Annotated in this window: 23 protein-coding genes; 10 read left to right on the forward strand and 13 right to left on the reverse strand. The window is 50.6% G+C overall.

Annotated features, from left to right (window positions below; all coding sequences use genetic code 11):
- Position 1: 1 nt before the first annotated feature.
- Positions 2 to 1,090, reverse strand: a complete 1,089-nt coding sequence (gene hydE, locus HMPREF9442_RS04905) for a [FeFe] hydrogenase H-cluster radical SAM maturase HydE (protein ID WP_420850118.1) — start codon at positions 1,088 to 1,090, stop codon at positions 2 to 4.
- 79 nt (positions 1,091 to 1,169) lie between these two features.
- Here hydE and HMPREF9442_RS04910 point away from each other — a divergent pair, with 79 nt between their 5' ends.
- Complete coding sequence (locus HMPREF9442_RS04910; protein ID WP_008626010.1) at positions 1,170 to 2,612, forward strand: monomeric [FeFe] hydrogenase; 1,443 nt, start codon at positions 1,170 to 1,172, stop codon at positions 2,610 to 2,612.
- A gap of 78 nt (positions 2,613 to 2,690) precedes the next feature.
- Here HMPREF9442_RS04910 and HMPREF9442_RS04915 read toward each other — a convergent pair whose 3' ends face one another.
- Positions 2,691 to 3,260, reverse strand: a complete 570-nt coding sequence (locus tag HMPREF9442_RS04915) for an HdeD family acid-resistance protein (protein ID WP_008626011.1) — start codon at positions 3,258 to 3,260, stop codon at positions 2,691 to 2,693.
- A 148-nt stretch (positions 3,261 to 3,408) separates the two neighbouring features.
- Here HMPREF9442_RS04915 and HMPREF9442_RS04920 point away from each other — a divergent pair, with 148 nt between their 5' ends.
- The gene (locus HMPREF9442_RS04920; protein WP_008626012.1) at positions 3,409 to 3,966 is read left to right on the forward strand and encodes a histidine phosphatase family protein; all 558 of its coding nucleotides are present in this window, start codon (positions 3,409 to 3,411) and stop codon (positions 3,964 to 3,966) included.
- Here the strand turns inward: HMPREF9442_RS04920 and HMPREF9442_RS04925 are convergent.
- From HMPREF9442_RS04925 to mfd, 4 genes are all read right to left on the reverse strand, one after another.
- Entirely contained in the window at positions 3,963 to 6,224 is a 2,262-nt protein-coding gene (locus HMPREF9442_RS04925; RefSeq protein ID WP_253271029.1) for a M6 family metalloprotease domain-containing protein, read from the reverse strand. The genes HMPREF9442_RS04920 and HMPREF9442_RS04925 overlap by 4 nt on opposite strands.
- A 100-nt stretch (positions 6,225 to 6,324) precedes the next feature.
- Positions 6,325 to 6,675: a DUF5640 domain-containing protein gene (locus HMPREF9442_RS04930; protein WP_008626014.1), complete on the reverse strand. Its 351-nt coding sequence runs from the start codon at positions 6,673 to 6,675 to the stop codon at positions 6,325 to 6,327.
- Between the two features lie 115 nt (positions 6,676 to 6,790).
- Complete coding sequence (locus HMPREF9442_RS04935) at positions 6,791 to 7,009, reverse strand: hypothetical protein (protein ID WP_232038271.1); 219 nt, start codon at positions 7,007 to 7,009, stop codon at positions 6,791 to 6,793.
- 439 nt (positions 7,010 to 7,448) lie between these two features.
- Complete coding sequence (gene mfd / locus HMPREF9442_RS04940) at positions 7,449 to 10,850, reverse strand: transcription-repair coupling factor (RefSeq protein ID WP_008626033.1); 3,402 nt, start codon at positions 10,848 to 10,850, stop codon at positions 7,449 to 7,451.
- A gap of 151 nt (positions 10,851 to 11,001) precedes the next feature.
- Here mfd and HMPREF9442_RS04945 point away from each other — a divergent pair, with 151 nt between their 5' ends.
- Positions 11,002 to 11,745 carry a polyprenol monophosphomannose synthase gene (locus tag HMPREF9442_RS04945; protein WP_040602647.1) on the forward strand — a complete coding sequence of 248 codons (744 nt, stop codon included), beginning with the start codon at positions 11,002 to 11,004 and terminating at the stop codon, positions 11,743 to 11,745.
- A gap of 134 nt (positions 11,746 to 11,879) precedes the next feature.
- Here HMPREF9442_RS04945 and HMPREF9442_RS04950 read toward each other — a convergent pair whose 3' ends face one another.
- Complete coding sequence (locus HMPREF9442_RS04950) at positions 11,880 to 12,524, reverse strand: hypothetical protein (protein WP_008626035.1); 645 nt, start codon at positions 12,522 to 12,524, stop codon at positions 11,880 to 11,882.
- 135 nt (positions 12,525 to 12,659) lie between these two features.
- On the opposite strand from HMPREF9442_RS04950, the gene dinD reads away from it, so the two are divergent.
- The 5 genes from dinD to HMPREF9442_RS04975 all read left to right on the forward strand — a co-directional run bounded on the left by dinD (position 12,660) and on the right by HMPREF9442_RS04975 (position 17,861).
- Positions 12,660 to 13,493, forward strand: coding sequence for a DNA damage-inducible protein D (gene dinD / locus HMPREF9442_RS04955; RefSeq protein ID WP_008619513.1), 834 nt, complete (start codon positions 12,660 to 12,662; stop codon positions 13,491 to 13,493).
- Between the two features lie 77 nt (positions 13,494 to 13,570).
- Complete coding sequence (locus tag HMPREF9442_RS04960) at positions 13,571 to 14,935, forward strand: dihydroorotase (RefSeq protein ID WP_172634386.1); 1,365 nt, start codon at positions 13,571 to 13,573, stop codon at positions 14,933 to 14,935.
- Complete coding sequence (locus HMPREF9442_RS04965; RefSeq protein WP_008626043.1) at positions 14,932 to 15,855, forward strand: vitamin B12 dependent-methionine synthase activation domain-containing protein; 924 nt, start codon at positions 14,932 to 14,934, stop codon at positions 15,853 to 15,855. Before HMPREF9442_RS04960 ends, HMPREF9442_RS04965 begins: the two co-directional genes overlap by 4 nt.
- A 16-nt stretch (positions 15,856 to 15,871) precedes the next feature.
- Entirely contained in the window at positions 15,872 to 17,062 is a 1,191-nt protein-coding gene (locus tag HMPREF9442_RS04970; RefSeq protein WP_008626044.1) for a metallophosphoesterase, read from the forward strand.
- Positions 17,063 to 17,105: 43 nt separating this feature from the next.
- A complete protein-coding gene (locus tag HMPREF9442_RS04975; protein WP_008626045.1) occupies positions 17,106 to 17,861 on the forward strand; it encodes a lysophospholipid acyltransferase family protein in 756 nt (251 codons plus the stop codon).
- Positions 17,862 to 17,927: 66 nt separating this feature from the next.
- On the opposite strand, the gene HMPREF9442_RS04980 is transcribed toward HMPREF9442_RS04975, so the two are convergent.
- The 3 genes from HMPREF9442_RS04980 to HMPREF9442_RS04990 form a co-directional block, all read right to left on the reverse strand.
- Entirely contained in the window at positions 17,928 to 18,695 is a 768-nt protein-coding gene (locus HMPREF9442_RS04980) for a DUF4369 domain-containing protein (RefSeq protein WP_008626046.1), read from the reverse strand.
- Positions 18,696 to 18,793: 98 nt separating this feature from the next.
- Positions 18,794 to 19,186: a hypothetical protein gene (locus HMPREF9442_RS04985; protein ID WP_008626048.1), complete on the reverse strand. Its 393-nt coding sequence runs from the start codon at positions 19,184 to 19,186 to the stop codon at positions 18,794 to 18,796.
- Entirely contained in the window at positions 19,170 to 19,490 is a 321-nt protein-coding gene (locus HMPREF9442_RS04990) for an FtsB family cell division protein (protein ID WP_008626049.1), read from the reverse strand. Before HMPREF9442_RS04990 ends, HMPREF9442_RS04985 begins: the two co-directional genes overlap by 17 nt.
- A 110-nt stretch (positions 19,491 to 19,600) precedes the next feature.
- Between HMPREF9442_RS04990 and HMPREF9442_RS04995 the strand changes: the two genes are divergently transcribed.
- Positions 19,601 to 21,415, forward strand: coding sequence for a DNA polymerase III subunit gamma/tau (locus tag HMPREF9442_RS04995; protein ID WP_008626051.1), 1,815 nt, complete (start codon positions 19,601 to 19,603; stop codon positions 21,413 to 21,415).
- 31 nt (positions 21,416 to 21,446) lie between these two features.
- Here the strand turns inward: HMPREF9442_RS04995 and queF are convergent, their stop codons facing one another.
- From queF to HMPREF9442_RS05010, 3 genes are read right to left on the reverse strand one after another with little or no spacing between them, the layout of a single operon-like run.
- Positions 21,447 to 21,914: a preQ(1) synthase gene (queF, locus tag HMPREF9442_RS05000; protein WP_008626052.1), complete on the reverse strand. Its 468-nt coding sequence runs from the start codon at positions 21,912 to 21,914 to the stop codon at positions 21,447 to 21,449.
- Positions 21,911 to 22,600 carry a 7-cyano-7-deazaguanine synthase QueC gene (queC, locus tag HMPREF9442_RS05005; RefSeq protein WP_172604737.1) on the reverse strand — a complete coding sequence of 230 codons (690 nt, stop codon included), beginning with the start codon at positions 22,598 to 22,600 and terminating at the stop codon, positions 21,911 to 21,913. Before queC ends, queF begins: the two co-directional genes overlap by 4 nt.
- Before the next feature lie 2 nt (positions 22,601 to 22,602).
- Positions 22,603 to 23,286, reverse strand: coding sequence for a queuosine precursor transporter (locus HMPREF9442_RS05010; protein ID WP_008626066.1), 684 nt, complete (start codon positions 23,284 to 23,286; stop codon positions 22,603 to 22,605).
- A 179-nt stretch (positions 23,287 to 23,465) separates the two neighbouring features.
- On the opposite strand from HMPREF9442_RS05010, the gene HMPREF9442_RS05015 reads away from it, so the two are divergent.
- Positions 23,466 to 24,560, forward strand: a complete 1,095-nt coding sequence (locus HMPREF9442_RS05015) for a TlpA disulfide reductase family protein (RefSeq protein WP_008626067.1) — start codon at positions 23,466 to 23,468, stop codon at positions 24,558 to 24,560.
- The last annotated feature ends 68 nt before the right edge of the window (positions 24,561 to 24,628 follow it).

Consider the following 24,628-nt stretch of genomic DNA (forward strand, 5'->3'; position numbering starts at 1 on the left):
GCTACTTTCCTACCTCATGTCCCGGACTGTCTCCGCGACCGTATGAAATGTGGTAGCCTATTTTTTTCAAATCCTGTTCCAGACGGTGCAACCCTTCGGCTGCCTCGCTCCCGCCGGACGCCTTATGGTCGTAAATACTGTATCGCCCCCTCACGGCCAAAGGGGACAAGTTAGGCATCACCACGTTTGCCCCTGCCAAGATACCGGCTTCACGCCCGTGCGCGTCCAACGTAGCCAAAGCTGTAGTAGCCGGAATCAATGCGTCCGGAAAGCGCAGCCTCATCAAGGCAATCAGCCGGAGCGTCAAAGACACCGACCCGGCCGGATGACGGGCAAAAGGCGTATGGGCAGCCGGAACGAAAGGTCCCATGCCTATCATCTCCGGTTCCAATTCTTCCAAAAAAGCGATGTCATCCAACAAGCAATCCCATGTCTGACCGGGCGTTCCCACCATCATGCCGGCTCCTGTCTGATACCCCAAAGCTTTCAGCGTCCGCAAGCATTCCCGACGCCGGGCACCGTCCATCTCACGCGGATGCAAACGGGCATAATGCGCCTCATTCCGTGTTTCATGGCGAAGCAGGTAACGACCAGCCCCTGCATCACGCCACCGGCGGTACACCTCCCCGTCACGCTCGCCCACAGACAACGTGATGGCATGCCTGGGAAACTCCATACGGAGCTTGCCTATCAAATCTTCTATCCAATCATCATCTTGTTCCGTGTCTTCTCCGCCCTGCAAGACAAATGTCCCGAAGCCGAGCCGTGCCCCCTCCCGGCAACAATCGAGTATTTGCTCCTGAGACAAACGGTAGCGCGAGGCGAAACGGTTGGAACGGCGTAGCCCGCAATAATAACAGTTGTTACGGCACCACGAAGAGATTTCAACGAGTCCGCGGATGAACACCCCGTTCCCGAAACGCTTCCGGGCCGCCTCTGCCGCAAAGGCACGAAGAGACGCATCCTGCCCGTCGTCCAAACCGGCAAGCAGCAATCTCCAACCTTCCCTGCCGGGACTTTTTCCAACCAAGAGTACATCCAACAGAGCTGAAAAACTGCTTTCTGAAATATTATTGAAACATTCTGCCATAAAATTAACACAAAGATACAAAAGATTGCCTTTTTTTTCGTAGATTTGTCCAATAATCAAAACTAAATAATCCTAAACGATGGCATACAACAACAACATCATGTTCATCCGCTACCAATTATTGGCGCGTTTGGTGAAAATGTGGAAAGAAAACGAGTTATTAGAGAAGATTGACCGGTTGCCCGTAGAATTGCATCCGCGCAAGCAAAAACCGTTGGGCCGCTGTTGCGTATATAAGGAACGTGCGGTGACCAAATACAAGACCATGGCCATGATGGGCTTTGACATGACGGATGAAACCGACGAAACCGAACGGCTGTCCACCTATGCCGCCCGCATGATGGAACGGAAAAGTCCCGACCCGAAGAAAAGCATCCTCAGCGTAATGGACGAGGCGTGCTCTTCGTGTGTGAAAATCAACTACGAGGTGACGAACCTGTGCCGCGGCTGTGCCGCACGGCCTTGCTACAACAACTGTCCGAAAGATGCCATTCACTACGACAGCGAAGGAAAAGCCTACATCGACCACGAAAAATGTATCAGTTGCGGGCGCTGCCATCAGGTATGCCCCTACCACGCCATCGTGTACATTCCCGTACCGTGCGAAGAGGCTTGCCCCGTGAAAGCCATCTCCAAAGACGAATACGGTGTGGAACATATCGACCCCGAAAAATGTATTTATTGCGGCAAATGCTTGAATGCATGTCCATTCGGTGCCATATTCGACCAATGTGCCGTATTCGACGTGCTGAACCGCATCAAGGAAGGACGGCAAGTAGTGGCCATGGTGGCCCCCTCCGTACTGGCCCAATTCAAACAACCTGTAGAGAAAGTATTCGGTGCATTGAAAGCCATCGGTTTCAGCGATGTACTCGAAGTGGCATACGGCGCCGAAGAAACCATCCGTCGGGAAGCAGAAGAATTCAAAGAGAAATTAGAAAGCGGGGCTGCGTTCATGACCACCAGTTGCTGTTCGGCTTACGTACAGTTGGCCCAGAAACACATCCCTGAAATCAAGCCTTACGTGTCTTCCACGGGCTCTCCCATGTACTACGTGGCGGAGTATGCGCGTAAGAAACACCCGGAAGCCCTGACGGTGTTCATCGCCCCCTGCGCTTCCAAAAAGGCGGAAGGACGAGAGAATCCCAACGTGGACTTCGTTTGGACATTCCGCGAACTGGATGCCGTCATTGAAGGTATGGAAATAGACATGGCGGCATGCGAGGACTTTACGCCCGAAGAACACGCAGGACACGACGCGCACGGCTTTGCCAAGACCGGCGGTGTGTTCACGGCCGTAAAAAACATGGTAGGTGACCCGGAACTGCAAGGCACACTGATAGCCGACCTGAACAAGAAAAATATTGCCGCATTGAAAGCGTACGCCAAAACAGGCAAATGCCCCACACGCATGATCGAAGTCATGGCTTGCCCCGGAGGTTGTATCAGCGGTCCCTGCGCCTGCAACGAGGGTATGGCCGCCATCCGGCAGTTCGATGCGGAGCTGAAGAAAAAGGAATAGGCACAGAATGCCAATCACAAAAAGAAGAAAGGGCTATCGGAATCCGACAACCCTTTCTTCTTTTTATCTTCACGGAACTTATTCTATCAATTCTATGGTTTCCGATGCCTTTTGCTGTTGCATCCGGCTGTACTTACGCCAACGCACACCGTTTACCAATTCCGACACACCGTAAAGCATGAAACTTATCCCCAAAAGAATGAACGGAACGGAAGCGGACTCCAACGGATTGAAAAGCACGAACACTCCCAGACCCGTAATCAACAGAATGAAAAACAAGACATACCAACGGAAAGGTATCAAACGGCGTAAACGGAACATATTCCACAATTGGTTGATCCCAGCCACCACCATCAGGAAACCGAAAATATACATCAAATATGTAATGAATAACCCAGGGAAAAAACCAAGAAAGACGCCGAACAACAGACTGCCCAATCCCACCAAAGGAAACACAGGTTTGACCGGCACCTTATCCGAATAACGGATGATGAAATAATTGATGAGTGACACCAAACCGGAAATAAGAAACAACCCACCGATTACCTGAACCAACAATCCAGTCATCCGCTCCGGATTGGATACTAACAAAAGGCCGATAAGCAAAGCGCATACGGCACGAAAAATATAACTGTTCACTATTTTCATGAGTGCAAATATTTAATGTTTATACACGGCTAAGATACGATATTATCATTGAAAAAACGAAAGAAACCCTGAAAAATCGGTCAAAAAGCCGATTAAACGGATTTATTTTACTTACTTTACCCCTTATTACGCTACAATCTTATCTTTTATGACAGAACTTTATCTGGTGAGACACGGACAAACAGAAGAAAATGCGGCCCAAATCCTGCAAGGACACATGCCAGGCCACCTGTCACGCGAGGGCATTGCACAAGCACAAGCCCTACGGGATGAACTGAAAGATATCCGTTTCGATGCCTTATTGTGCAGCGACTTGAAACGCTGTATGGACACCGCTATGATACTGAACGAACCGCACGGCCTGCTTCTTGAATCCACACCTCTCCTTCGCGAACGGGATTGGGGACCGTTCACGGGTATGGATATCCTGAAGGCACGTACAAAGATAGACCATCGGGCCGAACCCGTAGAATCCATGTTTCGCCGGGCTGAAACATTCCTGCTCAATATAGTGTCCCGTTACAAAGATAAACGTGTATTGGTAGTAAGTCACGGACTTTTCTGCCGTGTCATCCAAGCGGCCTGTTTGGGTAAGACCATCCGCGACATCCCACGTATGGACAATGCGGAGGTACGCCGCCTCATCCTTACACCGCCGTTCTCCTTCTCCTGCCTGCAAGAAGAAACCGGTGCTACGGCCAACTAATCATATCTGGGAATCCAAACTTTCCGAACGTGCTCCCCGATTCGCACCACATAGATGCCGGACGGCAAACGGAACGTCTGCTCCCCTGCTTCGTAACGACCGGACAGTATCCGACAACCATCCCAAGCATAGACGGACAAGACAGACGGGACGGACAAAGACACCCACAAACATCCCTCCCTCACGCCGATTTGGCAACCGACCGGTTTGCTTGCAACTTCAAGCGCGTCGCCCTTTCTCGGCTTCAATATAGATACATCATCTACAAACGCCCCACAAGCTCCTTCCGTTTTGGCCAAGAATATGACTTGGAGGCGTTCCGCGCTCACGGGCAAATCCACTTCCTGTTTCGTCCACGTGTTGGTTATAGCATCCAAAACCAGCAAAGGAATCCATTCCTTCGAGGTTTCCTTTTTACAATACACTTCCAAAACGACCCGTCCTCCGCTTCGTACCTTGTTCTGGTAAAAGAACCGCAATTTGGCATTACCGTCGGGATTGTCCGTCACGGGTGGAGACATCATTATCCCTTCCGAGTTTCCCAACATAAACCGCTGCACCATCCCCATATAATATGAACCGTCTGCCGCATCGGCTATATAGTCCCACGAAGCGATTTCCCCTATTCCTCCGGAACTGTCAGCCATCATACGTTCCCATTCCGTTGTATACCCCCATTGGCCTGACGCTAACCATGATGAAGCGGAAGAGGGATTCTCAAAACTTTCGTTCCATTCCGTCTTCCATACCGAAGACGGAACCGTACCATCCGCTGTAAAACGGAAAGAGACCTGTCCGTCCGCAGTGCGGTTTATATCGGACAGTTCAAAGCCTACATCGCTCCCGTCCCATGCAAACGCCGCCGGAACGGTCTGCCCGCCGAACTCCGTCTTACCAGACGCACCTGGGAAAGGGCAACCTGCCGAATTAATCTCACCGTATGAATAAGAAGAAGATGAAGGAACGGACACGGACGAAGAAGCACACACCGGATACATCATTTGCGGTGCCGAGGCATTTATCGTATTGCCATACGCCCCTTCCTCTACCCAGGGATGCACGTGGTACACCATCAGCCCTTCACCGGGCAATGCCGTATCGAACCCGTCACGAACACGGCTCTCCAACAAATAAAAATCCCCCTCGGAACCTGTATCTACCCGGAACACGCCGTCTTTCTCCCAAGTGGAAGGCCGGAGCGAATAATCCCCTGTATGCGTCAACATAGTCACGTCCACCCAACCGAAGTCGTATGCTTTCACGTAAGGGTTGAAATGTGCCGGGGTGATACCGTCGTTATTCCAACTGCCTTGCGCCATGACATCCCATACGCCCGTGCCCTCGAAACTACCGCCCGTGGTATAATCGGTATCGTAATAGTCCATCGCCCCCAAAGCATGCCCCATTTCGTGGCAGCAAGGTCCGATACGCGATATACCTCCTCCACGGTTTCCCCGTAGCTCCGGCGTACAGGAATAACGGTCTATCTTCATGCCTTGCATGGTGATTTCCGGAAACATGGCCTCATGCGACCAGATAGCGGAGGGAGAAGCCCCGGCTTCTTCACCATATCCGGCAAACACGATATGCACGTTGTCCACATAACCGTCTCCGTCGGCATCATAATCCTGCAAGTCGATTTCCCGCACGGCATGTTCCATGGCTTCGAGAAACAAAGCATACGGGTTCGTGTCCGAACCGCCATAACTGTTCGAGCCATAATAAGCCATAGGATACGCTGCCCTGTAAGGCCCTAATACGTCGCAATGAAACGAAAGCTGCTCGTAGGAAACCTCCCGGAAGTAATCATAGACGCTTCCCTGCGCCCCATCCACGGCATAACCAGGCTCGTTGAAGAGGGCATCGAAATCGGCCTCAGTCTTAGTGAAGCTTACATCAGCGAACGACATCAGGATTACCAAGGCACGGCGTTCTCCAACGACTGCCGCATGCCTTCCTCGTTTTTCAACAGCCCTATTTCTGTACGATAGCTTCTTCTTTCGGGCTTCGTCCGCCATAGGACGCAACCCTTTCGGCTGTTGTGCCAAAAAACGACGCAAACTTTCCGGGCGTTCGGCATCGGCGCACAATTTATAACCAGAACGGACAGCATTCCCCATGCTGTCCGCCTTAGCAAAATACCATTCATTTCCCGAAGGGAGCAAGGTATAATTGTCTGTGGTCAAAGCCCATTTGTTGTATTCGTCGCCTTTTACTGTAATCCAAACCTCATTACCGCCTTTTACCCGTAAAGCCACCTTTTGAGGAAAAGCAGGAACAGCCTTAACAGAGTTCGCACACAAAACACATGCCAACCATACAACAAATATATACCGCCTCCACATTACACCTTAACCGTTATAATCTTGTCAAAGTATAAAACGTTGTCGAATTTTCTATCGTGAGCATCAATGTCTTACCTGTAATAGACACTGAATAAGCCACACCGCCACCTCCGTTATAAGAAATAATTAACCTGTCACCGGTATAAGAGTATTTAAAATTATCTGAACCTGTATCATCCGTTTCAACTCCCGTGCCATCGTTGTTGAAAGTCATTGTATAATGGTCACCATCCTTATAATCTCCCTGCCACGTACCCACCAAACCACTGACTGGCGCATCGTCATCATCATCCTTACAACTCGAAACGGAAACCGTGAACAACAGAATAAACATCCAACTCAAAAATTTTAAAGCCTTCTTCATAACACTTCTTTTTAATTATTAATATGAAATTAAACTGATGCAAAGTTAAGGAGGAAAATGCGTTAAGACATATAGAATTTGTGGACGTAACGGCCACAAAGCGTAGACAAAACCGCTACGGTTTGTTATCGGAAACAAAATCGTCGGTATAGTACTTAAAGAAATCATGGGACAAAATACAAGAAATACGATAGAGCAACAACGTGTCTATGCTCTCCTTACGGAATAGTTTGTACACATTGGTACGGTCGCAATAGAGTTCCTTTGCGAACCATGACACGGAACGTCGCTGGCGGCGCAGTTCCTGTTCAATGAGTTGACCAATGTGTACCATAAAAACAAAAGCGTAAACCATCCAGTGCTTATTGCCTGCCTGAGGTACCGCCAAGTAACCTGAAGATCGCATATAAGCACAGACGGTTCACGCCCGTTAGGACGCGAACCTCTCGTAGCTTATCCTCTGATCTTCAAATTTTGGCGGTTTTCAGACAGTGAGAATGTAAGCTAAAAGCTCGTTTTCTTAAAAGCTGAATGGAATCGCTATTCCACTATTTATATGTTTATCTTTTTTGTCGTCTGACTACTTTTGTTCTTATAAAGCCCCAAAGTTACGAAGATTCCGGCAAAAGTACAAACAGGTAAAAGAAAAGCGGTAGTTCGGCTTCCGAGATAGCTTGCCTCGAAATGCTCAATCATTGAGCATTGTTCTCCGTTTCTTACTCAACGATTGAGCAAAATGAGTATCTTTTCCCTCCATACTTTCAAGCATGTGCTCACACCGCCTGCAACTCCGAAATCTGCCGGAGTATCTGGACAGCCTCTTTCACCGAACGCACCTCCTGAATCACCATCGAACGGCGGCCGTTCGCCTCACGCAGGTTGCTACGGTGGGCATTCATGGCAGCATACGCGATGCACTGCCCGAAAGCCTTGCTCTCGAAATAGGCGCTCTTCTCGTTCTGCACGAAATAAAGCACCATGCGCCCGGCCTTGAGGAATATCTTTTCCGCACCGAGACACTTGCCGAGGCGGCGGAGCGCCACCACGCGAATCAGTTCCTCACCCTCCTCCGGAATCTCCCCGAAACGGTCTTTCATACGCAAGCGGAATGCCTCCACGTCTTCGTCGCGTTCCAGACCGTCCAGTTCGCGGTAAAGAAGCATGCGTTCGCTGCTGCTAGGCACATAATCGTCGGGGAAAGACATCTGCAAGTCGCTCTCCAACGCGCACTCGTCCACAAAGTTCTCACCGCCCAAGTCGTTCCCCTTCCTGATTTCCTCGGCATAGAGGTCGCCGAACTCATCGTTCTTCAGTTCCTTCACGGCTTCGGACAAAATCTTCTGATAGGTCTCATATCCCAAATCGGCGATGAAACCGCTCTGCTCGGCTCCCAACAGGTTACCCGCCCCACGGATATCCAAGTCCTGCATGGCGATGTGGATACCCGATCCGAGGTCACTGAAGTTCTCGATGGCCTGAAGGCGGCGGCGCGCCTCCGGTGTCAAGGCAGCCAAAGGAGGTGCCAAAAGGTAACAGAAAGCTTTCTTGTTGCTGCGCCCTACTCGGCCTCGCATCTGGTGCAAGTCGCTCAGACCGAAGTTCTGCGCCCCATTGATGATAATCGTATTGGCATTGGGGATGTCTATACCGCTCTCGATAATGGTGGTGGACACCAACACGTCGTAATCGTAATTCACAAAACCGAGAATAATCTTCTCCAATTCTTCTGGTGGCATCTGCCCGTGCCCCACACATACGCGGGCATCCGGCACATGCTTGTGCAACAGTGCCTCCAAATCGTAAAGACTGGAAATACGGTTGTTCACGATGAACACCTGCCCGTTGCGGCTCATCTCGAAATTGACCGCCTCGGCGATTAGTTCCGCACTGAACGTGTGCACCTCGGTCTGCACGGGATAACGGTTGGGCGGCGGGGTCTGTATGACCGACAAATCGCGTGCCCCCATCAGGGAGAACTGCAACGTACGCGGAATCGGCGTGGCGGTAAGCGTCAGCGTGTCCACATTGACCTTCATCTGGCGCAGCTTTTCCTTGGTAGCCACCCCGAACTTCTGCTCTTCGTCGATAATCAACAGGCCAAGGTCCTTAAACTTCACCGACTTACCAATCAGTTTGTGCGTCCCCACAATGATATTGATTTTTCCGTCGGCCAAATCCTTCAAAATGTCTTTGGTCTTGGCCGCGCTACGGGCACGGCTCAGGTAATCCACCCGGACGGGCATTCCTTTCAGACGCGAAGAGAAAGTCTGGAAATGCTGGTAGGCTAACACTGTGGTAGGCACCAACACCGCCACCTGCTTATTGTCCGCACAAGCCTTGAAGGCAGCACGAATGGCCACCTCGGTCTTGCCGAATCCCACATCCCCACATACCAGGCGGTCCATCGGACGGTCGCGCTCCATGTCGGCCTTCACGGCCTGCGTGGCTTTCAACTGGTCGGGGGTATCCTCATAAAGGAAACTGGCCTCCAGTTCGTGCTGCATGAAACTGTCAGGACTGAACGCGAAACCTTTCTCCTGCCGACGCAAGGAATACAACTTGATGAGGTCTCGCGCAATGTCCTTGATCTTGGTCTTCGTCCGCTCTTTCAGGCGTTCCCATGCCCCCGTGCCCAACTTGTTCAACCGGGGAGGCTCGCCCTCCTTGCCACGGTATTTGCTCACCTTGTGCAGGGAGTGAATGGAGACGAACACCACATCGTCGTTCTGATAGATTATCTTGATGACTTCCTGCATGGTGCCGCCATTGGGAATGCGTACCAAACCACCGAACTTCCCGACCCCGTGATCTACGTGAACCACATAATCGCCGATGTTAAACTCCTGAAGTTCTTTCAACGAAAGAGCCACTTTGCCGCTCCGCGCCTTATCGCTGCGGAGGTTATACTTATGGAAACGGTCGAAAATCTGATGGTCGGTGAAAAAGCACGTCTTGAGGTCGTCGTCGGCAAACCCGGCGTGCAAAGTACGGTTCACGGGAGTAAAGTCGATACCCGAAGCCTGTTCCGTGAAAATGGAAGCTAACCGGTCGGTCTGTTTGGCCGAATCGGCCAATATATATAAGGTGTAGCCATTTCCCAAATACTCATGGAAAGTACGATTCACCAATTCAAAATTCTTATGGAAAATAGGTTGTGCCGTCAGGTGGAAACGCACGGTGGCCTGCGGTGTGGCGGACGGCTTGTTCCCAATCTCTACCCTGCGGAAATCGAGCATTCCCTTCATCAAGGCCGACCCGTCGATAAGCATCAGGTCGGCACGGAGCTTCTCGTGCTGTTCTGCCTCTTCCATCTCCGTCCGGGCCTGCTCGTCCATCAGGGCCTGCGTCGAAAAACCGTCGGCATATACCCGGTCGGCCACGTCACGCAAGAAGAACAAATCTTTCATCACCAAGACGGTCTCCGGGGGCAGGAAGTCCGTGAACGGCACCTTGCCCTGCGTATAACCGGCCAGTTCGGGCACGATGACGATTTCTTCCTGTTTATCACGCGAAAGTTGCGTCTGCACTTCAAACGTACGGATACTGTCCACTTCATCGCCGAAAAAGTCCACCCGGTAAGGCCATTCCGAGGAGAACGAAAACACATCGAGGATACTGCCCCGCACAGCGAACTGCCCCGGTTCATAGACATAATCCACACGCCGGAAACCGAACGCACGCAAAGTCTCCTCCACGAACGTGATGTCCACCCGCTCGCTAGCATGCAGCCTCAGCGTCTGCTCATCCAGTTTCTGCCGCGACACGACTTTTTCCATCACCGCCTCGGGATAAGTGACCACGAAAAGTGGGCAATGTCCTGCCGACAAACGGCTGATGACCTCCGTGCGGAGTATCTCGTTAGCCGCATCCCGCTGCCCGAACTTCACCGCCCGGCGGAACGAAGAAGGAAAATAGAACACTTCTTGCTCACCCAAAATCTGCGTCAGGTCGTGATAAAAATATCCAGCCTCTTCCGCATCATCCAATACGAAAACATACGGACAAGCCATCACCTGCGGACAAGTCGCAGCCAAACTGCTGAACAGCAAAGGAGCGGCCGACGCGCACAGTCCTTCCGCGAAAATCGTCCGCACGGAACCGTCCTGCAAAGCCTTTGCCAAAGCCTTTACCGACTTATGCCCTGCATAGAGGGCCTGTAAACCTTGTATCTCCATGATTCAATCCGGTGCAAAATTACAAAGAATCACTAAAAAAACACCTCCGCCGGAAGAAATATTTCCACTCTGTTACCTGTATTCGTGATTTATGTCTATATTTGTTTCACGAATACAAACGAAGTCATTCACTTTTAAAGCTGACAGAAATATGCGTTCAGACAGTGTAGTTATCATTCCTACGTACAACGAAAAGGAAAACATAGAAAACATCATCCGGGCCGTATTCGGACTGGAACAACCGTTCGACATGCTGATCATAGACGACGGCTCACCCGACGGCACGGCGACCATCGTGAAACGCCTCATAGCGAACGAGTTCAAAGACCGCCTGCATCTCATCGAACGTACGGGGAAATTAGGTCTCGGCACAGCTTACATTGCGGGATTCAAATGGGCTGTGGCGCAGAAATACGACTATGTCTTCGAGATGGACGCCGACTTCAGCCACAACCCGAACGACCTTCCGCGACTGTACGCCGCTTGTGCCCAAGAGGGATACGACGTGGCCATCGGGTCGCGCTACGTGAACGGGGTGAACGTGGTGAACTGGCCCATGGGGCGCATCCTGATGTCCTACTACGCCTCTAAATACGTGCGCATCATCACGGGGCTGAAGATAAACGACACCACGGCCGGCTTTAAATGTTACCGCCGCCGTGTATTGGAAACCATCGAACTAGACAAGGTTCGCTTCAAAGGATATGCCTTCCAGATAGAAATGAAGTTCACCGCCAAGCAGTGCGGTTTCAAGATAAAGGAAGTGCCGGTCATCTTCGTCAACCGCGAGTTGGGCACGAGCAAGATGAGCGGCGGCATTTTCAGCGAAGCCGTGTTCGGGGTCATCCGCCTACGGCTCGATGGTTGGTTCAGGCGCTATCCAAAACCATCTTAAAATCAAACATTTGCAAAACCATTTTTATTTGGCGCAGATTGAAAAATCATTCGGCTGAGATTGATTTTTCAATCTGCGCCAAACGATTTCCGGTTCTCAGCCGAATGTTTTTTCCACATGCCCGAATACCGTTTTCAGTCTTCAAACATCCCTTTTCCGTCCACCCCCAAAAGCTCGCAAAGTTGGAGCACCATCTCCTGCGGAAGCCCCATGCGCGGGTCATCCGTCGCAGGCCACAGGGATGCCAGGAAGTGAGGCCACTCCTCACGGTAAACTCTGGCCATGCGATGATTGTAATCCGAAGCCTGCCGCAAGGAGAAACGTACGTTGGCTATGCGGTCGGCCAACTTGACCATGGGGGCGTAAGGTGTGGCACGGATACCCTCATAATATTTCACTCCTGCACGCTCGACACGCGTACGCCCTTTTTCATTCGTCAACGCGTACACAATCTCAGCCGCCATGAACGCCTGCGCCTCGTCCAGCCCCAAAGACCGGGCGCGTTTCCGCACGTCGTTGTACGTCAGACGGGCATCCTCGATACTGTCGTGGAACCACGCCCCGAACATCACGGCCGGCACGTCTTCCGCCCGCGTGCACACCTCGCCTCCATAACGGGCCACCAGTTCTGCCACACCGTCCAAATGGTAAGAATAAGGCAAATCCCTGCCATAAAATTGGTTGACGGCCGCATGCGCCTCATGCGCGGCATGGCGGACACGTTCCAACAAATCCGACTGCCGTTCCAGTATTTCAGAAAATAAAGTCTTGCATTCCATATTCCTTTGATTTTGATTTGCAAAGGAAACAAAAATCCATATACCGGACAAGATTCCGCCCGACAAGATACCACCAATAAGAAGTATTTATTAAATTTGCAGGAGATGCGGATACAAAACCATTGATGGAGGCACATGAAGACAGAAGAAATCATAGAACTTTTCCGGCAATTCGAATCGATAGCCAACGAATATGAAGGTGTCGAATGTTGGAGCGCAAGGGAACTTGCCAAATTACTTGGATACGCCCAATGGCGCAATTTTGAAAACATAGTAAACAAAGCCAAAGCGGCATGTGAACATGCAGAACAAGAGGTTTCATACCATTTTGCTGAAGTCGGCAAAATGGTTTCCCTCGGTTCCGGTTCGGAACGCGAAGTTTCCGATTATATGCTCACCCGCTATGCCTGTTACCTCGTCGCCCAGAACGGTGACCCGAGAAAACCGCAAGTAGCATTTGCCCAAAATTATTTCGCCGTACAGACGAGACGAGCCGAACTGGTACAACAACGTATCCTCGACTACGAACGGATACAAGCGCGCACCAAACTTGCAGAAACAGAAAAACGCCTGTCCGGTATACTTTATGAACGTGGCGTGGACAGCAAAGGCTTTGCTCTTATCCGTTCAAAAGGAGACAAGGCCTTGTTTCGTATCGACACAGCATTGCTCAAAAGGAAATTAGGAGCACCAGAAAGCCGTCCATTGGCCGACTTTTTGCCTACAATCAGTATTAAAGCCAAAGACTTCGCAGCAGAAATGACCTCTGTCAACGTACAACAAAAGGACTTGTACGGACAACAAGAAATCGGGAAAGAACACGTAGACAACAATGCCGCCGTACGAGACATGCTCCTGCAACGAGGTATTGTTCCTGAACAACTTCCACCCGGTGAAGATGTGAAAAAAGTGGAACGAAGGCTTAAATCAGAAGAGAAACGGCTGACCGGAAAAGCGAAAAAGAAATAACCGAACACGCCTATCATCTTCTCCGAAAATAAAATATTATAAAAACAGGAGCTGAAAAAGACCCTATAAAGAAAACCATTATGAGAACCAGAATACAAAATGCCACCATCGTCAACGAAGGAAAACGCTTCGTAGGTACGGTCACACTGGAAGACGACAAGATTCTGAGTATCGTCCCGTCCGACGATACCATACACACCCTTCCGCCGACCGACCGTGTGATAGACGCCGAAGGGCTGTACCTGATACCGGGCGTGATAGATGACCATGTGCATTTCCGCGAACCGGGACTGACCCACAAGGCCGACATCGCCACCGAAAGCCGGGCGGCCGCCGCCGGAGGCGTGACGTCGTACATGGACATGCCGAACGTCGTGCCGCAGACCACCACCCTCGAAGCCTTGAACGACAAGTTCCGGTTGGCAGCGGAAAAGAGCCTCGTCAACTATTCTTTCTTCTTCGGGGCCACCCATACGAACACCGGCATGTTGGAACAACTGGATCCGCACAAGGTATGTGGCGTCAAACTGTTCATGGGAAGCAGCACGGGCAATATGCTCGTCGACCGCGAAGACGCGCTACGCGCCATATTCAGCCGCTCCCCCCTGCTCATCATGACCCATTGCGAAGACTCGTCCATCATATCGGCCAACCTGAAATCGTTCCGGGAACCGTATGGAGACGACCCGGACGTGAAATACCACCCTGCCATCCGCAACGAAGAAGCTTGTTTCCGTTCTACGGAACTGGCCGTCAAACTGGCACGGGAAACCGGTGCGCGACTCCACGTGGCCCATGTCAGCACCGCACGCGAACTCTCCCTTTTCAGCCGTGGACCGTTGTTTGACGAAACCACGGGACGCATGAAAACTGTCACTGCCGAAGCCTGCATCGCCCATCTGTTTTACACGGATGCCGACTATGCCCGCCTCGGGACACGCATCAAATGCAATCCGGCTATCAAAAGCGGTGCCGACCGGGCGGCTTTGCGACAGGCATTGACCGACGGACGTATCGACGTGATAGGCACGGACCACGCTCCCCACCTGCCTGCTGAAAAAGAAGGCGGTTGCATGAAAGCGGCCTCCGGCATGCCCATGGTGCAGTTCTCGCTCGTCACGATGCTCCGCCTCTCCGACGAAGGCGTGCTGCCCGTCGAACGTGTCGTGGACCTGATGTGCCATGCCCCGGCCCGGCTATTCCAAATCAAAGGCCGCGGTTTCCTCCGCGAAGGTGCACAAGCAGACCTCGTACTGCTCCGTCCGTCCTGCCCGTGGACCTTACGGAGAGAGGACATCCTGAGCCGCTGCGGTTGGAGCCCGTTAGAAGGAGAAACGTTCAACTGGTCGGTAGAACAGACCTACTGTAACGGGCATTTAGTATATAATCACGGCCATATAGACACAGACGTCTGCGGCCGGCAACTTACTTTCGACCGATGACCCATACATTGACTTATCACATACACGAGGTGGCTCCCTACATCAACTGGATATACTTTTTCCACGCCTGGGGATTCCCGCCGCGCTTTGCCGCCATCAGCCGCATACACGGCTGCGACGCCTGTCGCGCCGGTTGGTTGGCTGAATTTCCGGAAGAGGAAAGGACGCGGGCGGCCGAGGCCATGCAGCTATTCAAGGATGCCAACCGCATGTTGGCACAGTGGGACGGAGATTTCCACACCCACGTACGTTTCGGGCTATATCCGGCCTGTTCGGACGGCGACGACCTGCTTCTTACCGACCCGGAACAGGAGGGGCGTACGCTTCGCCTCGCCTTGCTGCGCCAACAACACACCACGAAACCGGACGAACCTTATCTTTGCCTTTCGGATTTCGTACGTCCGCTATCGCAAGACATACCCGATACCGTGGGAGTTTTCGCGGCTACTGTAGATGCGGACATGGAACATCTCTACGAAACCGGTGCATACGCCGATGACTTCAAACACTTGTTGGCACAGACATTGGCAGACCGCTTGGCCGAAGCCTCTACGGAAAAAATGCACCAAGAAGTGCGTACAACCTACTGGGGATATGCAAAAGACGAACAGTTGTCCATCGAAGACCTATTGGTGGAGAAGTTTGCCGGCATCCGGCCGGCCGTAGGCTATCCTTCCCTGCCGGACCAGTCGGTCAATTTCGTGCTGTCGGAATGGTTGGGTTTTCCGGAAATCGGTATCCGGCTGACCGAAAACGGTGCCATGGTGCCGCATGCCTCGGTAAGCGGACTCATGCTGTCCCATCCCTCCGCACGCTACTTCGCCGTAGGGAAAATCGGGGAAGACCAGTTGGAAGATTATGCCCGGCGACGCGGCCTGCCCGTGGAAACGATGCGTAAATTCTTAGCCGCTAACTTTTAACCGTCAAAACAAAAATATGGTATTACGAATACTTCCCGTCTTATTGCTGACGTTGATATTGTCCGATGTCTACCTGTACTTCAAGTTCATGCGCGGACGCAGGCACCCTCTTTGGGCCTATTTTCTCTTTTTCCTGCCCAACGCATTGTTGCTGATTGCCGCCCTCATACTGACTTGGACGGAAAACCATACGCCGGAGAACATGACCCAAATGGTCATCTTCTTCAGTCTCTACATGCTCATCGCGCTGCCCAAGATGCTGTTCCTTATCGTGGATTTGACAGGAAAAAGCATCTGCCTGTTTTTCCCCCGTGCCAAAAAGGCATGCACGATGGTAAGTTCCGCCGCGTCTCTCCTTTTGTTCTGCATCATGGGAGCGGGGTTGAGTTTCGGACCTACCCTTTTGCAAGTCCGCCACACGGACTTCTCCTCGGCCGACCTTCCGCCTGCCTTCGACGGCTATCGCATCGTGCAGTTCAGCGACCTTCACCTCACAAGTTTCAGGAACCGGCCGGAAATGGTGGAGAAAGTCGTGGAACGCATCATGGAACAATGCCCCGACATAATCGTGTTTACCGGTGATTTGGTCAGCACGGAAGCAAACGAATTAGACGGGTTCGACGAGATACTTTCCCGCCTGCACGCACCGGACGGGGTGTATTCCATCTTAGGCAACCACGACTACCTGACATACGCCCGCTACCTTTCTCCCGAAGAGCAAGCCGCCCAACGGGAAAAGTTGAAGGAAAGGCAACGTGCCATGAACTGGGACCTGCTGCTGAACGAACACCGCATCATACATCAAGGCCGGGACAGCATCGTGCTCGTCGGCGTAGAGAACGACGGGAAACCGCCTTTTCCCGAACGCGGCGACCTGAAAAAAGCGTTGGACGGACTTCCCGGATATGGGGCGAACAATGATTCGACCCGTATCTTTAAAGTGTTGCTCAGCCATGACCCCACCCACTGGCGGCGCAAGGTATTGCCGCAAACCGACATCCAACTCACACTGTCGGGGCATACCCACGGCATGCAGTTCATGCTCTTCGGGTGGTCCCCCTCCGAATATTTTTATCCCGAGTGGAAATACATGTACCGCGAAGGCGAACGTGGATTATACGTCAGCCTGGGCATCGGCGGGGCACTCATTCCTTTCCGGTTCGGTGCATGGCCCGAAATTAACGTCATAACCTTGCACAATAAATAGGTATTCCTTAACTTTGTACAAATAAACTGTCAAAGAAAACAAGATGTTACTCTATCGAATCTACCAACTCTGTATCGCGCTGCCCGTCCTGTTGGTCTGCACCATGCTGACGGCCATCGTCACCATCATCGGTTCGTGGATAGGCAACGCTCATTTCTGGGGATATTATCCCGGGAAAATCTGGTCTATCATCATCTGCCGCGTGCTCTTCATCCCGGTTATCGTACGCGGCCATGAAAACGTGGACAAGAAAACCTCATACGTGTTTGTGGCCAACCATCAGGGGGCATTCGACATCTTTTTGATTTACGGCTTCTTGGGCCGCAATTTCAAATGGATGATGAAAAAATCATTGAGGAAAATCTTCTTGGTCGGAAAAGCATGCGAGAGCGCACGTCACATCTTCGTAGACAAGTCAGGACCGAAGAAAATCCAGGAGACTTACGCCAAAGCCCGTGAAATCCTAAAGGAAGGAACCTCTTTGGTCGTATTTCCCGAAGGCGCCCGCTCGTTCACCGGACACATGGGAGTGTTCAAGAAAGGAGCATTCCAATTGGCGGACGAACTGCAACTTCCCGTGGTTCCCGTAACCATCGACGGATCATTCGACATTCTTCCACGCACGAAAGGTTTCGGTTTCGTTAAGCGCAACAAACTGGCTCTCACCATCCACCACCCCATCCTACCCAAGGGAAAGGGACCGGAAAATATCAAAGAAACGATGGAGGAAGCATACCAAGCCGTCATGGCAGGCCTTCCGCCCGAACGGCAAGGCTTTATTAAGAATGAAGACCAGTAAATCCTTTTTTCAAACACATACGGCTCGCCCTAACAGGCGAGCCGTAATCCTATCCGGACAAAAGATTTATTTTAAAGAATCAGTACCCGAAAAATCCGGTAACACAGCCAAAGAGTCTTCCGGCAAGACATCGTCATAACCATACCCCATTTGCTCCATATTCTCTTTCGCAGCCTTGATATAGTTCTTCACATACACATCGTTCTTAAAATAAGGAGTAGCTTTGGCCATGATCTCTTCTATTTGAGGAGTCATCACCGGATAAGGATAACTGCTTGTCAGAATCATAAAAACGCCTGCTCCTAAGACATTATCGAAATTGGACGTAATGAAATTGGTAATCAAACGGTCGTTCTGCAATGCCAAACGGTTGGCCTCGTCATTCAAACGCACCATAATGACATCCTCATCCACCCCATCCATAATCATTTGGCTTTCCTTATGCGGCAATTCTGCAATCTGATTGTCCAACCGCGTCTTGCGACGTATAAAACTATATAAGGTATCGTTCAGGGCACTTCCTGTCACGTATTGGCGTGCCGTACTGATGTGTATGGACAGTTCTTCCGGTCCAAGGACAAACGGCATCAGGCATTCATCATCTATAAAAAGGCTGACCATCATGACAGAATCCAATGCACCGATAAAATTAAACTTCCCATGCACCACGTCGCTAGAGTCAATGTCCACCAAATCATTATCCTTATAGGCTTTCAAATACAGCTTTTTCCCATCCATGGTCTGTATCGTAGAGTTTCCTTCCACCATGTATTCTGTCTGGTGGCAAGAAGACAACACCATAAGGCTCACCAATATCCATAAAAAATTTTTCATTCTTCTTATATTATTCCGGACTTATAGGGGTACAAAGATAAGGGCTTGTCACCAGAGGATAAAGCGTTTTATCACTATTTAAGCTTGTCTTTCCCGTTTTAAAATTTATTGTTGTTGTTTCGTGGCTCTTCCTTCTCCAATTCGGCCGGAATACGAAAAGCGGTATACAATTCCAACACGCAAGCGACTGCCAGGCATACCACCCATTCCTGTCTGCGGGCAAAACCGAAATCAAAAATACGCATAGCCATAAAAAAGGCTGTACAAACCAGCAAAAGCGCACCGATGACTTGTTGCCCCCGCAACCGGCGGATAACGAGATTATCCCCTTCGTACCCGGCACACAACTGCATGGCCGCAAAAGCGCAAGCCCCTACTGCGTAAAAATAAAAAGCATAAAGCCACCCGGTAAAAAAAGTAGCCGCACCAATCAACAACAGCACAGCCCCGGCTATGAATACTATGTTTTGAATCTTATTCAGCTTCTTCATTCGTAGTCTTTTCTTGTATGACAAAAATATCTTCGTCGTCCGTTTTCATGTAATACCGCTCACGTGCAATCTCGATTAACACGTCAGGGTCGGTGTTCATTTCCTCCAAATAACGCGTGTCATGCTCGTACATCTCCGTGTACTTCCGGATTTCAGAGCGCAATTCAGCCAACTCAGCCTTATGGCGATAGCGGCTCCACAAACTGTTTTCGTCTACCACTCCCATCAACAAGACGAAAAGCCCGATGACAAAACCATATTTGTGCCGGCGAAAGATATTCCAAAAAGTATGAAGCTTACCCATAACTTGACTTGTTTATAGGGGCAAAGATACGACAAAATCAACGAAAACGGAGGTTACGCCCGTTTTTTTTGCTAAATTTGCTTTGCGAATAACTAATTCATCAATCCATCATGGGAGAATACATCGTATCGGCACGAAAATACCGCCCCTCGGCATTCGATGCCGTGGTGGGACAGGAGGCGCTCACCACGACTCTGAAAAACGCCATTGCAGCCGGTAAACTGGCACATGCTTACCTGTTCTGCGGACCACGCGGAGTGGGAAAAACGACTTGTGCCCGCATCTTTGCCAAAACCATCAACTGCCTGCACCCGTCCGGCAACGGGGAGGCTTGCGATGAATGCGAATCATGCAAGGCTTTCAACGAACAGCGTTCACTCAACATCCACGAACTGGACGCGGCCTCAAACAACTCGGTGGAGGAAATACGTGCCTTAATAGAAAAAGTGCGTATCCCGCCGCAGGTGGGACGCTATAAGGTGTTCATCATCGACGAGGTGCACATGCTGTCCACGGCCGCATTCAATGCTTTTCTCAAGACGTTGGAAGAGCCTCCTTCGTATGTTATCTTTATCCTGGCCACTACGGAAAAGCATAAAATCCTGCCCACCATATTGAGCCGTTGCCAAGTGTACGACTTCAACCGCATGAGCGTGCAGGCCATTGTCAACCACCTGAAGTTCGTGGCAGACAAAGAGGGATATGCATACGAGCCGGAGGCACTGAACATCATTGCCCAAAAGGCAGACGGCGGCATGCGTGACGCACTTTCTATCTTCGACCAGACGGTAAGCTTCACGGGAGGAAACCTGACGTATAAAAAGGTAATAGAAAACCTGAACGTATTGGACTATGAATACTACTTCCGCCTGACAGACCATTTCCTGAAAAACGAGGCAGCGCAGTGCATGTTGGTCTTCAACGAGATTTTAGAGAAAGGTTTTGAAGGCAGCCATTTCATTACAGGATTGGCATCCCACCTGCGCGACCTATTGGTCAGCCACGATGCTGTGACACTCCCCTTGTTGGAAGTGAGCGACAGCATCAGGGCACGTTATCAGGAACAGTCGCAACGGTGCACGCCCAAATTCCTCTACCGTGCCATCAAGTTGTGCAGCGACTGCGACTTGAACTACCGGGCTAGCAAAAACAAACGGTTGTTAGTGGAAATCACCTTGATACAACTGTCGCAACTGACCTTGGAAGATGACAGCGCCGGCTCGGGGCGTAGCCCTGAGAAGTCATTAAAACCCCTATTCGCCCAACCTGCCGGAACGGTACAACCGACTACCACTCCGGTCAATCCGCAGAAGCCCCAGGCTCCCGTGGAAAAGGTTGCCTCTGCCGTTCAGGACAGAACGGAATCATATGAAACGCGCAAATCTCCGCTTCCGGACACCGAAACCACGGAACGCAGGCCTCCCAAAGTCAAACTCGGCTCTTTCGGCCCATCCATCAGCCGGCTTAAACAAGAAATAGGAAATCCCGCCGACACTTCCCAACCAACAGCAAATCAGGTTACAACGCCTGCAGCATCACAGGCACTGAAAGAAGAAGAAAATTATCCTGTCACAGGAGACAACATACGTTTCTGTTGGAATGAGTTCATCAACCTTCTGCCACAAGAAGAAACAGCCATCGCACAACGCATGAAAGTCATCCAACCCAAGCTATTGAAGGATGCCACGTTTGAAGTATTGGTGGACAACGAACAGGTGAAATTCTACATGGAACAAATCGCCCGGCGTATAGAAACCCACATGCGCAAGCAACTCCATAACCGGAACATCACCATGACCGTACGTATTGCCGAGCCGACAGAGGTTACTCGCATCACTAGCAAACCCCAACAATACCAGGCAATGAGCAAACGGAATCCGGCGTTGCAAAAACTAAAAGAAACATTCGGATTGGAATTGGCGTAACCTCTCATCCGAACGTTTCTTCATTTTTCCCTTATTTCAAATCATGATTCATCATGCGGAACTCTGCCATCTGCTCGAACTTCGTACCCTTGCGGCCGTAGTTGGCATACGGATAGATGGAAATGCCCCCGCGCGGAGTAAAGATGCCGGTGACTTCGATGTATTTCGGATCCATCAGACGAATGAGATCCTTCATGATCTTGTTCACGCAATCTTCATGAAAATCGCCATGGTTGCGAAAGCTGAACAAATATAGTTTCAGACTCTTGCTTTCCACCATACGGCGGTCGGGAATATAACTGATACGGATTTCGGCAAAATCAGGCTGTCCCGTAATGGGGCACAGACTCGTGAACTCCGGGCAGTTGAAACGTACCCAATAATCATTGCCGGGATGCTTGTTTTCAAAAGCTTCCAATACCTCAGGAGCATAATCTTGACGATACTCCGTCTTTTTGCCCAACGATTGCAATCCTTCTTTTTCTCTTTCACTACTCATGGTTCTATATTTTCCTCTACATGCAACTTACATTCTTTCTCTGCCAAATATTTATGCAGGCCTTCATTACGCAACTTACAGGCCGGACAATGGCCGCAACCGTCGCCCTGCACACCGTTGTAGCAGGTCAACGTGTCGTGGCGCACCAGGTCGAGCACGCCCAATTCATCGGCCAAGGCCCACGTCTGGCATTTGTCAATCCACATCAACGGCGTATGCAAAACGAATTGCTCGTCCATGGCCAGGTTCAAGGTCACATTCAGGCTTTTAATAAACGCGTCCCGACAATCGGGATAACCGCTGAAGTCCGTCTGCGACACACCGGTCACAATATGGTTGACGCCCCGTTCACGGGCATACACGGCAGCAATGCTGATGAAGAACAAATTTCGCCCGGGAACAAACGTGTTCGGACAGCTTCCTTCCGGCTTTTCCTCATCCATCTGCATGGTGGAATCAGTCAACGAGTTCCTCCCCAATGAACCGACGAAAGAAACATCCATACAGTCCCAGTCCACACCGGCCCGTGAAGCTATGGCCTTGGCCAACTCCACTTCCTTCACATGCTTCTGCCCGTACACAAAACTCAAGGCCACGACTTTCTTGAAATGTTTTTTGGCCCAAAACAAACAGGTGGTGGAATCCTGGCCGCCACTGAACACCACCAAGGCGGTTTCCTTATTCATGGTCATAATTGAGACACCTTTAATATATTATAAGAAATGTTCTTGTCGTACACATCCACGCCTTCCACACGTTTCACCCAACGCACCACGCGAATCGTGACGGGAAGTATGATGACCTCATAAAGCGTCTTCAGCAAAATCTGCCAGAACATCATGAGCAACAGATTATCCCAAGGCACAAGACCGCCCAAAGCTATCGGGAAAAAAATCAGCGAATCGGCCGTTTCTCCCGCCACAGAGGACAGGACGGCGCGCAGCGAAAAGCGACGCCCCCCGGAAGCCACCTTCATCACGCTCATGACGTACGCATTAAGGAAGGAGCCGGAAAGGAAAGCCAGAAACGAAGCGGCCGCCACACGGGGAGCCAGACCGAACAGGTTGTGAAAGCCTTCCTCGTTGTTCCAATACGGCGCACCGGGAATGAGGTCGGCCACATAACCGAAGAAGACAAACAGGAAGTTCATCAGGAACCCAGTCCATATCAAGAATTTGGCCTTGTTGAACCCCCAAACCTCGACGATGCAGTCGTTCACGATATAAGAAATGGGAAAGACCAAAATCCCGGCCGTAATATTAAACGGACCGAACATGATTTGCTTCGTGGCCAAAAGATTGGCCGAAATGAGACACACACAAAACAGTATCCCCATCAGCATGAAGGATACACTGACTGTTTTTTCTTTCATATAATCTTGTTTTTTAAGAGGTTACCAAGCACTCATCGCGTATTCCATCCGGAACGCGGGGACAAAGATACGATAAAGACGGGAGAGAACAAAAAGAACCTATAAAAAAAGTTTATCAGATGGAAAAAGAAAAAAGAATTCGTACCTTTACCTATTATTTATAATTTTTTACGGAAAAAATGAAAAAACAAATTTTAAGCCTATTTCTGGCCACATACTGCGGAATGGCCTTTGCACAAACGAATTATAAAGTAACATTCACCACAGACCAGACTGACATCACCAACGTGTACCTGTGCTCGAAAGAGGATGGCACCGTCCTGGATAGCGCAACCTGCCAAGACGGCAAAGCCTCATTCGACGGGAAAACCAACCTCCCCAAAATTGCAGCCATCAGCATAGACCAACAAGCCAAGAAGCCGGTAACTTTACTGATATTGGACGATACGCCGGCCACCATTGTACAAACTTCCGGCTCAACGGACATCAACGGCTCCCCATTGAACCGTAAATACTCCGAAATAAAGGAAAAGGCCAGAACGTATGACAACCAAATGAAAAAACTGCAAATAGAAGCACGGGATATCGCACAAAGCCACAATGGCAACCTGCCGAACGCTGACGCCGACCGGCTGCAACAAGCTTTTGATGAAGCCGTACAAGGGCAAGCCGAAAGCATCCGGCAAGCCTTGGAGGAAAACAAAGACAATTTGATTCCGGCCCTCCTCATCTCTGTCTACGGAGACCGGCTTGAAGACCAATACGTAGGAAATTATCTGGAAACGTACGCCTACAAAGACAACGGATGCCTCAATGAAGTAAACCAATACATGGCAGCCCTGAAACGTAAAGCCATCGGTAGCATGTTCACGGATTTTACCATGGATGACATGGAAGGCACGCCCCACAAGCTGTCCGACTACGTAGGTAAAGGGAACTATGTCTTGGTAGATTTTTGGGCCAGTTGGTGCGGCCCATGCCGTGCGGAAATGCCGAACGTAAAGAAAGCCTACGAACAATTCCACCCGAAAGGATTTGAAATCGTAGGCATCTCGTTCGATGCACAAAAAGGCGCATGGGAAAAAGGCACGAAAGATTTGGGCATCACTTGGCCACAAATGTCCGACTTAAAAGCTTGGAACTGCGAGGCAGGCAAACTATACGGTATACGAGGCATCCCGGCCACCATACTTTTCGGCCCAGACGGCAAAATCGTGGCCACGAACCTGCGCGGAGAAGAACTCCAGAAAAAACTGGAAGAGATTTACCAATAACCCGCAAACAGAACGTTCCTACGTTCCCATTCACGGAAGATGGCATCTCCGGATATTCCGGAAACGCC

The sequence above is a fragment of the Paraprevotella xylaniphila YIT 11841 genome, assembly GCF_000205165.1.
GTDB lineage: Bacteria > Bacteroidota > Bacteroidia > Bacteroidales > Bacteroidaceae > Paraprevotella > Paraprevotella xylaniphila.